The 13867-nt window shown below is 35.3% G+C and carries 12 protein-coding genes; 6 read left to right on the plus strand and 6 right to left on the minus strand.

Going from position 1 to position 13867, the window contains the following annotated elements; genetic code table 11:
* Window positions 1-83: 83 nt before the first annotated feature.
* Window positions 84-2459, minus strand: a complete 2376-nt coding sequence (locus EV197_RS08425; protein ID WP_130286321.1) for a T9SS type A sorting domain-containing protein — start codon at window positions 2457-2459, stop codon at window positions 84-86.
* A 239-nt stretch (window positions 2460-2698) separates the two neighbouring features.
* A complete protein-coding gene (locus EV197_RS08430; RefSeq protein ID WP_165389027.1) occupies window positions 2699-4840 on the minus strand; it encodes a tetratricopeptide repeat-containing sensor histidine kinase in 2142 nt (713 codons plus the stop codon).
* Between the two features lie 373 nt (window positions 4841-5213).
* Between EV197_RS08430 and EV197_RS08435 the strand changes: the two genes are divergently transcribed.
* Window positions 5214-5891 (plus strand): hypothetical protein, encoded by a 678-nt coding sequence (locus tag EV197_RS08435; RefSeq protein WP_130286323.1) that lies wholly within the window; start codon window positions 5214-5216, stop codon window positions 5889-5891.
* A 97-nt stretch (window positions 5892-5988) separates the two neighbouring features.
* Entirely contained in the window at window positions 5989-6558 is a 570-nt protein-coding gene (locus tag EV197_RS08440) for a hypothetical protein (protein WP_130286324.1), read from the plus strand.
* An 81-nt stretch (window positions 6559-6639) separates the two neighbouring features.
* Here the strand turns inward: EV197_RS08440 and EV197_RS08445 are convergent, their stop codons facing one another.
* The gene (locus EV197_RS08445; RefSeq protein WP_130286325.1) at window positions 6640-7650 is read right to left on the minus strand and encodes a transglutaminase domain-containing protein; all 1011 of its coding nucleotides are present in this window, start codon (window positions 7648-7650) and stop codon (window positions 6640-6642) included.
* 13 nt (window positions 7651-7663) lie between these two features.
* Window positions 7664-8344: a carboxypeptidase-like regulatory domain-containing protein gene (locus tag EV197_RS08450; RefSeq protein ID WP_242610709.1), complete on the minus strand. Its 681-nt coding sequence runs from the start codon at window positions 8342-8344 to the stop codon at window positions 7664-7666.
* A gap of 286 nt (window positions 8345-8630) precedes the next feature.
* Here EV197_RS08450 and EV197_RS08455 point away from each other — a divergent pair, with 286 nt between their 5' ends.
* The 3 genes from EV197_RS08455 to EV197_RS08465 are packed head-to-tail and all read left to right on the plus strand — an operon-like array spanning window position 8631 to window position 10552.
* Window positions 8631-9476, plus strand: coding sequence for an alpha/beta fold hydrolase (locus EV197_RS08455; RefSeq protein WP_130286326.1), 846 nt, complete (start codon window positions 8631-8633; stop codon window positions 9474-9476).
* A complete protein-coding gene (locus EV197_RS08460; protein ID WP_130286327.1) occupies window positions 9463-9960 on the plus strand; it encodes an RNA polymerase sigma factor in 498 nt (165 codons plus the stop codon). Before EV197_RS08455 ends, EV197_RS08460 begins: the two co-directional genes overlap by 14 nt.
* Window positions 9953-10552 carry a hypothetical protein gene (locus EV197_RS08465; RefSeq protein ID WP_130286328.1) on the plus strand — a complete coding sequence of 200 codons (600 nt, stop codon included), beginning with the start codon at window positions 9953-9955 and terminating at the stop codon, window positions 10550-10552. The genes EV197_RS08460 and EV197_RS08465 overlap by 8 nt, the downstream gene beginning before the upstream one ends.
* Before the next feature lie 138 nt (window positions 10553-10690).
* Here the strand turns inward: EV197_RS08465 and EV197_RS08470 are convergent, their stop codons facing one another.
* Window positions 10691-11764, minus strand: coding sequence for an acyloxyacyl hydrolase (locus EV197_RS08470; protein WP_130286329.1), 1074 nt, complete (start codon window positions 11762-11764; stop codon window positions 10691-10693).
* Between the two features lie 118 nt (window positions 11765-11882).
* Between EV197_RS08470 and EV197_RS08475 the strand changes: the two genes are divergently transcribed.
* Entirely contained in the window at window positions 11883-12635 is a 753-nt protein-coding gene (locus tag EV197_RS08475; RefSeq protein WP_130286330.1) for a DUF5995 family protein, read from the plus strand.
* Window positions 12636-12923: 288 nt separating this feature from the next.
* Here EV197_RS08475 and EV197_RS08480 read toward each other — a convergent pair whose 3' ends face one another.
* On the minus strand, window positions 12924-13703 hold the full coding sequence (locus tag EV197_RS08480) for a phosphatase PAP2 family protein (protein ID WP_165389028.1): 780 nt from the start codon (window positions 13701-13703) through the stop codon (window positions 12924-12926).
* Window positions 13704-13867 lie beyond the last annotated feature (164 nt).

Consider the following 13867-nt stretch of genomic DNA (forward strand, 5'->3'; position numbering starts at 1 on the left):
ATAGTTTTTAGATTGTTGATTAAAGCTTAAAAAGGAAACGTATGAACTAACTATCGATCCATACGCTTCCTCAACACCAACTTTTATTCTTTCATTAATTTTTGTTTTGATACCTGACCGCTTCCGGTAATAAATTGAATCAAATAGACTCCATTCCTTAAAGATGAAACATCTAATGATCCTTGTCCTTGTACATTTCTGGTTAATACTTCAAGACCATTCAGGTCATAAATCGTAATATTGATAACATCATAGAGTAAGCTGAAGTAGATATAATCTTTTGTGGGATTAGGATAAAAATAGATGTCATTTGGATCCCCTGAACCGGGTTTAAATTCAATGGTAAATTGAGATGAGGGAAGGTTACCGTTTCCTGAAGCATCGATTGCGGCATTTCCAGGAACGGATATGTTAATTAGGCCTCCATCAGTTGGTATTACATCCATAGTATAAGTATCCCCACTACCTTCAATTCCGTTTGGAATAATAAAGTTGCCTAATAGCAAAAGATCAGTTTGGTCAAAACCTGTAACCGGTTCTGAAAAATAAAAAGTAATCGGTATTACTGTTTCTGAGGTAGGTCCTGGACTTAGAGGTGATTCAATTTTTACAGTAGGTCTGCTACTTTCGGTAATTGTAATAGTAAAGGTTCGACTTTCAGACATATCAACCCCTCCATTAGCGGTTCCTCCATCGTCTAATAATAGAACGGTTACAGTTGCAGTACCAGTACTGCGATTTGCTGGAGTAAAAAACAACGTATTTTGTCTACTATCGATATAAGGTTGTGACTCAAATAATGCATTATTAGTATTACTAACTTTAAAGACTAATCGTTGATCAGTTTCGGGATCTCCATCATTAACGTTACGTACAAAGTCGGCAATACGTTGACCATCTGCATCTTGAGTAACTGTAAGATTTGGAAACCGTTGTAATTCAAAATAAGGAGCATCATTTACAGGAATTATGCTAAAGGTTACAGCGGCTGTGTTCGATTCAAAAATTCCATTATAAGAACTAAAGCTAATAGTAGCTACATCATCTCCTGCCAAATTAGGTAATGGCGTAAAGGTGGCCTCGTCTAATGCAGTGTTGATTGCGTCTAATGTTCCAGATACTATAAAACTATCGGTACCATTACCGTTTCCACCAAAGCTTACCCCTGTAGTTCCTAGTGTAACACTACCACCAGTGACGGAAAACGTAACCGTTTGATCTGCATTATCGGGATCTGCAACCTGTATAGCATCACTTAAGGGTACTGCACTAGCATCTTCATAAACGATGGGAGCTGCTGGTGGGGTGACAATTGGAGTTTGTGGTAAAGAAGTTACCGTGAGTTCAAAATTTGATTCATTATAAGCTATGTCAAAAGTAGTTGAGTTGTTCAGTACGTTGACTGTTTTAAAATTTCCAGATAATCCATTTAAGGGAATGGTAAACGTATCTCCAATACGCAATACTGATGGATCTTCAATACTAATAGTAAGATCACCATTAATTCTGCTTTCTGGTACACTACTTATGTCCGTAAATTGAGTACTATTAAAGGTATTGCTATCTATTATATGTACTTGAGATATTGTTCTTTCCTGTTGAATTAACGCTGTATTTTCTATTATGGTTCCGTAATTATTATAGGTGTCATAATTTTCAATATATAGAAAACCATTTGCATAATCGATGACACCTTCTGGCATATTTGTTAAGAATGCTGGTGTTATTGATAAATAGTGGTCAAATATTACAAGATATTCGTGATTAATTTCAATTTTACCGGCATTCCTGATTTCTCCTCCAAATGCAGAAACTTTTCCGCGTACCGCTTTAATTAATCCTTTATTATTGATCAATCCTCCATTGAATTGCGTCATTAAATCAGAACCATCGGTGATATTGATAATACCTGTTATTTCGTTATGTAATATGCTTTCCGTTCTTAACAAGAATTGTGCCCTACCACTAATTATGATGATTCCTTTATTGATAAATTCAGTATTTGGATAATTACCCCGGTTTAAATTAAACGAACCAGCATAACTACCTGGTATTCTGTTCTGTAAGATAACTTTACCATCAGATTCATTTATAAATTTATTGACCATTACAAAATAAGTGCTCCCGTCATTTACCATAACACCGTGATTGGTTATGGTACCTTCACTGATTACAGAGCTAGAAATGTTAGTGAAAACTATGTCCTTTGGTATAGTAAACGTTGATAGATTTAGTATTTGCATGTCGGCATTATTGATAATATTGCTATCTATGGTAAGGCTAGCCCCATAGTTAATACGAATAATGTCTCCGTCCTCGGTTATTACTCCAGGATAAGAAGGGCTCCAGTTTGCAGTGTCTGTCCAATTTCCTCTACCAGAAAAAGTGTAAGTCGTTTGTGCCATAGCACTATGTAAAATAAAAACAGTGCTGACGAATAAGAGTAGTTTCAATTTCATAAGAAGTGAATTTGTTGTGATTAATGTATTCCGTGATTTGTTATGAATTCCTTAACAAATGTAAAATTAGGATGGACCACAACAAGTTGTCAATATATATTCGTAGCACCTTAATGTTTTTTCGTAAGTACAACTAACATAGGATGTCATAGTAGTACTGGTAGAACACCAGTATGAGGAAGGATTTAGAACTTTATTTATTGTGCTATATAACCTTTACTTGGTTTGTGTACGGTATGTTATGTATATTGATAAGGCAGGATAATGGTAACGCGTGTACCCTGTTCGCCAAGATGCTTTTTGTTTTCAATAGTCAACTTGGTTTCTACCTTAAACTCTTTTGCCAATAGCTGTAGCCTTTCTGACGTAATGGTGGTAGCCAAGGATTTTTTGTCAGGATTAGACGAAGTGGACTCGGCTTCAATACCTTTACCATTATCCTCGATAACACAAATCAGTTTGTGGTCTTTAAAAGTAAAAGTGATATCAATTTTTTTGTTAGCATCTGTTTTATGAAAAGCGTGTTCAATAGCATTTTCTACAAAAGGTTGAATCATCATCGGTGGAATGCAGATCTTTTCTTTATCAATAGCGCTTGGCAAGTGTAGATTGTACTCGTAGGGGATTTCTGCTCCAAGATTTTGTACGGCAACATAATTATCCAAGGCTTGTAGTTCATTTTCCAAGGGCACAATTTTGTCCCTTGAGTTTTCAAGCGTAATTCGCAATAATTTTGAAAATTTAGATAGATAGGTGACCGCTTTTTTAAACTCTTTATTAAGAATCATGCCTTGCAAAACAGAAAGCGAATTAAATACAAAATGCGGTGTCATCTGAGACCGTAATAATTTTTGCTCGACTAAAATATTTTCATTGATTGATTTTATATTTCGAATCCGTAATATAAATATTCTAGCACCTAATACGATGGCTAGTAAAAGAATACCAATAATCGCATAGAGCGTTTGGCGTTGAGAAATGGCCAAGTTTTCATCTACGGTTTTAATTTTTTTGGTTAGCGTAATTTCCTTTGTTTTGGCAGCATCCAATTCTTTTTGATACTTGTACTCATATTCTAGTCGAGTAATTTTTTGGATATTTTCTTTATTAAAGACACTATCATTCATTTTTTTGAAAACTTTCTGAGTTTCAAAAGCATTTTTGTAATCCTTAAGTCCAATATAAATATCCGATAACAATTTTGCGATATCTCGTTGTGCCGTAATGCCATCCGTTTCTATAGCAATCCTCTGGGCTTGAAGTGCATTATCTAATGCTTTAGTATATGCTTTTTGATGATAAAAAATAGTAGCCATACCAAACAAAGGTCTATAAAGGCCTATAGTATATCCCATCTTTTTATTTAGGGTAAGTGCTTTTTCATAATTTTTATAAGCCTCGCTATAGTGCTGGCGGATCAGTTGGAGATCGGCTAAATTATTTAAGCTAAAAGTAACACCGACTTGATTTTCAATTTGTTCATTGATGGCTAAAGCTTCATCGAAGCAGCTATACGCTTTTTCATAATCTTTCAGCTCTTTATAAACATTACCAGTGTCATTGAGATATCTCGCAATCAAACGTTTATTTCCAATTGCTCTATATTTTTGTAATCCTTTTTTAAAATAGAACAGTGCTTTGTTGGGTTGGTTGTTATTTTTATAAAATATACCAAGATTACTATATAAGTATTCGATATTTACATTTTCTGATTTCTCGGTAATTTCTAGGGCTTTATTATAGAATTCTAGCGCTTTTGGAAAGTTACCTTGTTCGGTGTAGACACTCCCTAAATTACTAGATGTTTTTGCTATCCCGTATTCGTCTTTGATTTCTTCTCTTATCTCTAGTGATTTTAAATAGTTGTTGATTGCGGAATCATAATTTCCCTGATCTGCATATATATTCGCAATATTCATCAAACTCGAAGCAATATCCTTAGGACTATTCAGCTCTTTATCGACAACCATTGCCTTTTTGTAGTACTCAATTGCCTTATCAAAATTTCCTTTGCGATAATACACATTACCCATCGCATTCAAAGTATAGGAAATCCCTTGCTTATGGTCTAATGCTTCATAGGACGACAAGGCCTGGTTAAAATAAAGTAAGGCTTTATCATTATTCGATTCTACTTTTTCAATGTACCCTCTAAAGTAAGTAATTGTAGCTCTTGGAATTTTTAAATCTATCTTCTCAGCGATAGCTTCTGCCTGGTCTGCCAGTAGTCTGGCACCAGTGGGGTCATTAGGGTAGGTCTCGTAGATAGTGTCAAGCATACGCTCAACGCGTATAGAATCCTGCTCTTTGAAGTTTATAGCTTCTTGTTGTCGCTTTTCGATATCAGTGGTTTGAGCAAAATTTACGAAAGTCCCACTCAAAAATAGGCTTATAAAAAGTATAAAGAAGAGATTCTTAAAACTGTGACTAGCTACCATAGTAATATACTGTAGAATGTATTATTATTTAACCCGTGGCAAATATAGAATACTGTTTTAAATAGAGCCTGATAGGCTTTGAACTATTTATACGATAGAATCTTATTATTTTAACTAGTAATCCTAAATAACGCTGATATATCAAGCGCATTATAGAACTAGAGTTCAATGCTGAAATCATCTTGAACTATCAAGATCTTCAAATTCCTATGAACTATCGGAATTTATCATTTGATAACATTACTTTTGCGACATTGAGTTGTTGGAATTGGAAAAATCAAGTTACTGAAATCTCTTATTAAATTATTGTTATCGTTTGAATAGGCTTACCCAAATTTTTAGACTGTTATTGCTGATTGTGATGTTTTACGGATGTAAGGCTCAAAAATCTTTTATTGATCATAATCGTCCCTTAACAAATATTAGTGATCAAGTGTTGAAACATGCACTTCTTTTAAAAACAATTGATGAATATATTGAAAATGCCTATTATGAAAGGCAAATTCAATCTCGTTACAATGATAAATTTTTAATAACCATTTATATAAAGAAATTATCTGATTTAGAGGATCAAAGTTATGTTTTAGGTGATAAACCTTATTTGTCATCAGTTTTTAACACACCTCCATCTTACTTTTTTATGTATAATGATCGTATTGTTTTTATTTATAGTAATACTGAAAAGTACGCGAATCCTAAACTATTTACCGAGGATCAGGTAAAGTTGTTTAATGCGAAACTTTTGGATGATTGGAACATCTATACAGATCCTACATTGCCTAAAGGAGCAATTCTATATGGTAAAGATATTAAGTATAGTTTACATCCCAAGTATTGGGTAATTAAACAAGGGAAGAAGAAAATTGTAGATTATACGAAATTTAGGGAAAATGAATTTTTGTACCATGATCCTAATTATTGGTATTCAGATGAAGTTAATTTAGATAGTTTACGGATTCATAAAGGTGATATAAACGATTATATAGTAAATTAAATAATTCCTTCGTAAAACTAGATAGTGCAGATTTGTAATCCGCGGCGCAAAAGCGCTATGAGAATATTAAGAAAATATAGACGAATAAGATTATTCTATGAAAAAAAGTATATCCATATTAAGTATTCTAATAGCTTTTATAAGCTGCCACAGACCAGAAAAATTAGTCCGTTTATACAAAGATTTGGAAAAAATAGCATACACCGATCAAAAAGTTCTTGAGGCAATTAGTAACTATGAAAAAGAGAATAATCCTGAAAACTTTCTTATTATTTTGGTCCAAGATAAAAAGGATATTTTCTTAACTAGAATGGTTAATCTATCTTCTATCTATCGTCATCCAATATCTTCTTATTTTTATTTTAATGGTAAACCTGTATTGGTTTATTCAAAAAAAGATAAATATGTCTATCCACCTAATTACCCGGAATCATTTTTGAATGAAGTAAAAAGATATCTTCACGATGATTGGTACTTAATTTGTAGAGATGGAGGTATAGAATTCACACCTATGATAACCGATCATTCGGATATCTGGGTTTTAAAACCAAATAACAAAATTATTAAAAAAACTCCTTTTGATTTAAATCTATCCAAAATACAATATGGGCAAAAGGAATATGATTTTACCTATTATCAATATTTGATCGAGTATAGAATAAAATAAAAACTCCCACTGCGCAAAGTTTGAATTTGTCGAATTTTCGAATTCAGGACTTTGAGCAATGATAACACGAGTGCCTATTCATCACACCTTCTTTACCTTAACCGTATACGTTGCTATAATAGCATCATCAATTTTGAGATGCACATCATAAGTTCCTTTGATCTTAAACCGATGGCTTATCGTTAGGATATTATCCTTTTGCGCTTTCACATCGCTTGGTAATTCTTTTTCTTTAGGTCCTAGGTAAAGTACTAGCGCAACATTTTTTGGAAGTACATCCGTATTCGTACCAATGCTAAAGGTGGTTGCTTTATCTGTTGTGGTCTCAATGTCCATGGTTTTGGGATAGATTGGGGAAACACCTGTGGCGAAACTCTCACCATATACCAATGGAGCATTGACAAATTCAGTTGCTGTTAAGGTTGCATCTAGTAACCATTTTTTATCCAATGGAAAATGATTTTTGGCAAACAGGGTGGGATCGGTCAAAAAATATCCGTCATTATAGGCTTTGATAAATACATAGTATTCGTCCAAATATCCACTGGCCCAGGTGGCATCGCACACATACCATTTGCCATTTAGTTGGACCGCGTTCCAGGAATGATTAGGCGTATCTAACGCTAACACATTAGCGCTAACAGTTCTGCCATATCCATCTACAATTTCGCAAGGTAGGTTGGCTAAATAGCACAATTCTTTAAGCAAATAGGCATATCCCGTACACATTGTAGCTTTATATTTGAGTAGCTTTTTAAAGGCTTTTCTGGCATAGTTATAATTCCATTTCATAAAAGATATGGAATCGTGTTGAAGCTTGTTACGTTGCCGTTCCACTTTGAGAAACTGTCGGTTATCGCCCTTGATGTTTTGACAAACCCACAGGTAGATAGCTCTGAACTTTTCTACATCAGTAGATAAATCCTTAGTTAATTGATGAGCTAAGACCGGTAGATTGTCTAAGGAAGCGCCATAATAGAATTGTGCTCGATTGTCAGCTTTTGTAAAATCTACAGCCGCGAAATCCGATACCTGTGCAAACAAGGGTTGTATACTTAATATAATGGGAAGTAGATACCTGGTTAGTTTCATAAGAATTGCAGTTTTATTTAGATTTAGACTGGTATACTTTCTTTACCGCAACGGCGCCCATCAGCATAATAGTTTCCTCTTTTAGATCTACGGCTAAGGTTACTTCTTTTGCTGAGCTTGTATCCAAAACAGGTACTTTTTTGGTCTTAAAGCCTAGATAATTAAAGACCAATACATCTCCTTTTTTTAAGAGTTTAGGGAAGGTAAACTTACCATCAAAATCGGTTTGTATACCTATTGTAGACCCCTGCAATACTACATTGACACCAGGTAAAGGGATTTCACCATCTGTAACTACGCCTTTAATGGTAGTTTCTTGTAACGATAGCGTATCTGATACGGATGCCTGATCCTTATCGGCAACTACTTCTTTTGTAGAATTCTCTTGAGCTTGTGCTTTTGCAAACGAAAAAAAGGCGATACAGCCCAAAACCAGACTGTTAATAAAGTTTGTCCTCTTTTTTGTAAGGGTAGGATAGGTGTAGGTGGTGAATTGATCGGTTTTAAACCTTCCACAAGTGTTTTGAGCTGAATGATTTTTAAAATAGGTATTAATTTCTTCGGATTTCATAGTCGAAAAATCTACTACTTCTTTTTTACAAGAATCACAAAACCCTCCTTTTGGCGTAGGCGCAAAATGATTAAAGTTTTGAGTACATGGTTTTTGGATACTTAGGTTGAATTGCGTTTTCATAGTATATATGTTTTGGTTATGGCATCAAACCTATGCGTTAGCGTAGCGATACCCAATATGGAATTAGGGAACGAGCTGTTAAAATGCGTAAAACTACCTTTTTGATTATTGTGCTCTATAAAAAATGACGCAAATAGGATTTGCCTTAATGTTCACCAAAAAAATAAGTATACCCGCTCAAGCATTGTAAAACCTGTGGTTTTGACCTAAAAATAATTTTTTTCACCCTTGGATGTAACAAATCAGAAACTACTGCATCAAAGGGAAAACCAAAAACAACATCACAATGAAAACTTTCAATTACATCTTCGTATTTTTATTTGCAGTTACAACAATGACAGCACAATCCACAGCAATTAAAGTAGAGGTCAACGGCACCGGTGACCCAGTCCTATTCTTACCAGGCTTTACTAATCCCGGATCTATTTTTAAGTCAACCGCAGCAAATCTTAGCTCTAAAGGGCAACACCATTTTGTATCCTATGCAGGATTTAATAATATACCTACAATTGAAATGCCCTGGTATGATACTTTGCGCGCTGATTTATTGACCTATATTGATAATAATGCTTTACATAACTTAACTATCATATCGCATAGCATGGGTGGTAACTTAGCGGTCGATCTCGCAGCCGCAAGACCCGATGCAGTAAAAAATATGGTCTTGATAGACGCGCTACCTTGTATGCGAGCAGTGATGATGCCTGGCGTTCCGGCAACGCAATTGCAATATGATAGTCCATACAATAATCAAATGTTATCGCTAAGCGAGGAGCAGTTTAAGCAGTCCGTTACCTTTATGGCTAAGAATATGACCAATAAAGAGGATAAAGTGGACACCTTACTACAGTGGATGTTAGAGGCGGATCGCAAAACGTATGTCTATGGTTATACCGATTTATTGAAACTAGATTTAAGACCAAAATTAACTACTATCAAGGCCAAAACATTAATTCTTGGAGCTACTTTTCCATCGCTGGAGATGGCTAAAAACACCCTTGAAACCCAGTATGCTAATCTTAAAAATAAAAACATCGTAATGGTGCCCAACAGTAAACACTTTATTATGTTTGATCAACCAGAAGTCTTATACGCAAAAATAAATGCCTTTCTAACCAATGACCAATTTTAAAACTATCCCATCGATTGAAGCATTGTATACACAGTATTATCCTATGGTGCTGCAGATGAGTTTAGGTTTTGTCAAGGGAGATCGACCGGTAGCTAAAGATCTTGCACAACAAGTATTTATCAATGTTTGGAGCGCCTTAGATCAATTCAAAGAAACTGCGAGTTACAAAACCTGGATATATCGCATTACCGTAAATACCTGCTTGCAATATTTGCGCAAGCAAAAAACAAAACCAACCGCTCGTTTTGATGAAGTAGCGTATAAATTACAGCAAGTGGAGCAACCACAAGAGAATCAGGATCATAGTGAGCTGTATACAGCTATAGGTCAATTAAATGAAGTTGATCGGCTGCTGATTATGATGGTGCTCGAAGAGCAGGAATATGAGGATATCGCAGAAGTGATGGGGATTAGCGCCGTAAATGTTAGGGTAAAAATTCATAGAATTAAAAAACGACTTAAAAAAATATTACAAGATGGATAAGGATTTAGAACAATTAAAAAAACAATGGAGCAGTAATAAAAAAGAAATTACTACTACCTCTGAAGCAATAGAACAGCAGCTGCAAAAGCTAAAAGCCAAAAAGAAATCCAGTGCCAAGTTTCATTATGGCAATATAGTAGTACTTGCCGCAACAGTAGTAATGCTGGTGTTATTCTTTTACTTCCTGGCTCCTGTGCAGCACGTTTTAAGCAGGGTAGGGGTAGGACTTATGATAGGAGGGTTGATACTTAGGATAATCATTGAATTTGTAAGTGTAGCTAAGGTTAAAAAGATCAACATGGCCGATCTGGCGGTCCAAAATCTAGAGCAAACGCGTGCCTTTTATAATTTCAGAAGGGTAATCCATAAGCCCATAACCATTGCCATATTCGCAGCGTATAGTATAGGCTTCTTTATGCTTATGCCTGAGTTTAGCAACTATTTCGAAGCGTGGCAATTGATCGTAATGAACGTTTCGTATATCGCTATTGCTAGTGTGCTTATTTGGATCATAAGAAAGGATGTTAAAAAAGAATTGAAAAACCTATCAGAGATCATTGCCGTAAAACAAGAGTTGACCAAAGCAGAATAGTATTTTTTATCAGGGCGTTACCCTTCGGGTCGGGCTATACGCTTCAAGTCCTCGCCTGATGATTTCAGGCTGTGGGCTTTTCACTCCTATCCCTAACGCAAATGCATCAGGAATTAATACCGTTACGTAATCGCATAATTAATCTAAGATATACATAAGTCTACCGTCCATATGATCTGCCACGTGTCCATAAGCAATCATGGATGCACCGATTGCCCAGTTTTTGTGGAGTTTATACCAAAACGAATAGCGCTGGTAGAGCCATTTTGGTTGAATGTTTTTCGGTCGGGTAACATAAATACCAAACTGTTGTAAAAAGTAGAAATTACCAAAATGAAAATGATGCCCTAGGTTTATAGCCGAGGAAAACGCAGAATCATCCACCTCAATGTTTTCGGCAATCTTTTTATCCGAGTAATCATACCAAAGTTCTACTCCAGCATTAATTCCATTAATACCCGATAATGGTTTTAATCCGCCTGCGGTGATTCCGATTAGTGGATGGTTGGTCGCTTCAGCCTCGCGATCCGAGGACCGCAAACTACCAAAAGCACCCATATAATAAGATAACGAAGGATTATAGAAACGTAGCGAGTCTGGCTTTTTTTGCAAGGGAGTATGATCGATGATTTTATCAATACCTACAGAAACAGTAGGGAAATTCATTCCTTTATTCGGTTGTTTTTGACCTCCATTAGAGATATGGTTATAGTTGGCTGATAGATTGATCGCGTAGTTGTCGGATAGTTGATAGTTTAGGTTTAGTGATAAACCCAAAAAGAAACTCAGGTGGGTACTAAACAATAAATTTTCAGGATTATTTTCCTCGTCATAGATAGTGTCTAGATAGGTTGCCCCAATGGATCCGCGTAATGAAAACTTTAGCGGTCCTTTGTACGTAAAATAGGGTTCTACAAAATAGATCAAGTTATAGGAACTGCCTAAAACATCAGGATTGGCATAGTTAAAATAAGCAAAAGAAAACCCAGATCGACCATAGCAATGACAGGTTTTCCAGGCGTTGTCACTGCTTCTTAGCTTGCTGTATTCCAGTTGAAGTCCGAAGGGGTTCGTTTGTGATATCGGTTTTAACTCACTAGAGTGCGCAATGATAAACCCATAATGCCCTTTAAGCCCATAATAGGTGGCCTTGTCTTGAGCATAGCTGTTAGCCAGGCCCAGGTAAAAAAGAAAGGCAATAAATTTTTTCATTGCTATTTTTAGCAAAAAGATACTTAAAAATTAGCAGTATAGAAAGTGCAGTTAGGTGAATCAATGTATAATTTAATTATCTTACTCAGATATTTTACACCTAGCAAATTAATTACTTTTGAAACCACTACATACAATCGACGAAGTGCTTCAGGCACTACAACAAATTATTGACACTTCAATCAAAAATAAAGATCCTTTGGGGTACTTTGCCGTGCTGTACTATAAAGTGACCCAAAAGGTAAAAGAAGGGATTCAACAAGAGTTTTTTGAAGATAACCCTAGAATGGAGCAATTGGATGTCATTTTTGCCAGCCGGTACATTGATGCATACTATGCGTATCAATCCAATCAACCAACTACGGCATCCTGGCAATATGCTTTTAGTCTTGCCACACAGTTTTGGCCTACTGTTTTTCAGCATCTGCTTATAGGAATGAATGCACATATTAACTTAGACCTGGGTATCGCTGCTGCTGAGGTTAGTAAAGGAGGTGATATTTCTAGTTTAAAAACAGATTTTGAAAGAATTAATCAAATACTATCTGATTTGGTATATGATGTTGAAGAGGATTTATCGAAAATTTGGCCGACCTTAAAAAAGATACTGACCCTTACTAAAGATGTCGATAACTTCCTGGTAGATTTTAGTATGAAATTGGCTAGAGATGGCGCCTGGAAATTTGCAGAAACCTTATTTGCTACAGCAGAAGATCAAAAAGTAAATGTAATCAATCAGCGTGACATTAAAATTGCCAAAAAAGCCAAAATCATTACAGAACCTGGTTTTATAGCGAATTTTATTATGAAGATTATTAGATTAGGAGAATTAGGATCGGTGCCTCAAAAAATTGAAGATTTAAAAGAATAAGCCCGAAGCATAATATATATGAGTATTGACACTTCCACTGTTACCAGTCATAATTCCCTTTTCTTATGTGCTCCCCTTTTCTGGTTGGCCCATGGCAATACAAGAGCAAGGTGTAGTACACTATGCTTCGGACTTATCGCTATACCTTTAGTTAGTTTGTCGATAAATGGTTTATCTAGGTTTATAGCACTGTACTAGTATTAGCTAGATATGTTATAAATATAATCAAGATAACAGTAGTCTTTCCAGTGATATTAACTGATTTTAAAAGGGAGATTAGCCCCATTTTTAGAATAAACGTGTAAAATAAAACCCGAATCCTTCTTCACTAAATTGCGGAGCAAAGGCAAAACCTTTTTCTTTTTTAAATGGATTCCATTTGATCAAGTTATCAAACTGGTAAACTAGTTTTGCAGATAGAATTCCGATACCGGCGCCAACCAATACATCAGATAAATAGTGGGCGTTGTTTAGCATGCGCAGTGTTCCGGTAGCAGCAGCGAACAAGTAACCACTGTTGGCTAGAAGAGGGTTACTACCCTTAAACTCTTCGTACAACACTGTTGCCGTTGCAAATGCGGTTGTAGTATGGCCAGAGGGAAAAGAATTGGCATTAGTACCACCACCAGGGCGTAATTTATAAACTTCTTTTTTCAATAATGTACTGGTGATATTAGCAATAGCTAATGAAAGCGCCATATTTTTAGTTTGGTCGAACCAATGATTTTTAGCTTTGGCACCAAGCATATCCGCGGTGTACATTTGTACAATTGGAGCATATCTAAAGTAGTCATCTACGGTAGTATAAAAATCATTACCAACTGAGTTGCGCACATCACTTTGTAAAGCTTTTTCAAAATCTGATGTAGATAATAATACACCAGAGGTAATTAAGGCAACAGGAATTAATCGTTGCACAAGGGATGGCTTTTCTACATTGAAATCATTTTGTACGGACTTGAAATTTATGTTTTTGGAAAACTCAGGATGTTCTTCGGTGTTTTCGATTTGACAATAGGCAAAATTAAAATTGGTGATCAAAAGTAATACTAAGCATAGGTTTTTCATAGCTATAGGGATAATTAGATTTAGGGAGATACAATATACATGTTTTTTCATAATAAAATCATAAAAATAGATTATTTGTGTATTTTAACGTTGTTAAATGTTTTTAAACGAATATAGTAACTAATTTTATTTCGAAAAACATGTATTTTTGTAGGAATTTATGG

This window comes from Aquimarina brevivitae, from assembly GCF_004216895.1.
In the GTDB taxonomy this organism is placed as follows: Bacteria; Bacteroidota; Bacteroidia; order Flavobacteriales; family Flavobacteriaceae; genus Aquimarina; species Aquimarina brevivitae.

What these genes read in the sequence shown, in the direction of transcription:
- EV197_RS08425 (WP_130286321.1), bottom strand. Translation starts at nt 2,459, where the DNA reads ATGAAATTGAAACTACTCTTATTCGTCAGCACTGTTTTTATTTTACAT.
- EV197_RS08440 (WP_130286324.1), top strand. Translation starts at nt 5,989, where the DNA reads ATGAAAAAAAGTATATCCATATTAAGTATTCTAATAGCTTTTATAAGC.
- EV197_RS08445 (WP_130286325.1), bottom strand. Translation starts at nt 7,650, where the DNA reads ATGAAACTAACCAGGTATCTACTTCCCATTATATTAAGTATACAACCC.
- EV197_RS08450 (WP_242610709.1), bottom strand. Translation starts at nt 8,344, where the DNA reads ATGAAAACGCAATTCAACCTAAGTATCCAAAAACCATGTACTCAAAAC.
- EV197_RS08455 (WP_130286326.1), top strand. Translation starts at nt 8,631, where the DNA reads ATGAAAACTTTCAATTACATCTTCGTATTTTTATTTGCAGTTACAACA.
- EV197_RS08460 (WP_130286327.1), top strand. Translation starts at nt 9,463, where the DNA reads ATGACCAATTTTAAAACTATCCCATCGATTGAAGCATTGTATACACAG.
- EV197_RS08465 (WP_130286328.1), top strand. Translation starts at nt 9,953, where the DNA reads ATGGATAAGGATTTAGAACAATTAAAAAAACAATGGAGCAGTAATAAA.
- EV197_RS08470 (WP_130286329.1), bottom strand. Translation starts at nt 11,764, where the DNA reads ATGAAAAAATTTATTGCCTTTCTTTTTTACCTGGGCCTGGCTAACAGC.
- EV197_RS08480 (WP_165389028.1), bottom strand. Translation starts at nt 13,703, where the DNA reads ATGAAAAACCTATGCTTAGTATTACTTTTGATCACCAATTTTAATTTT.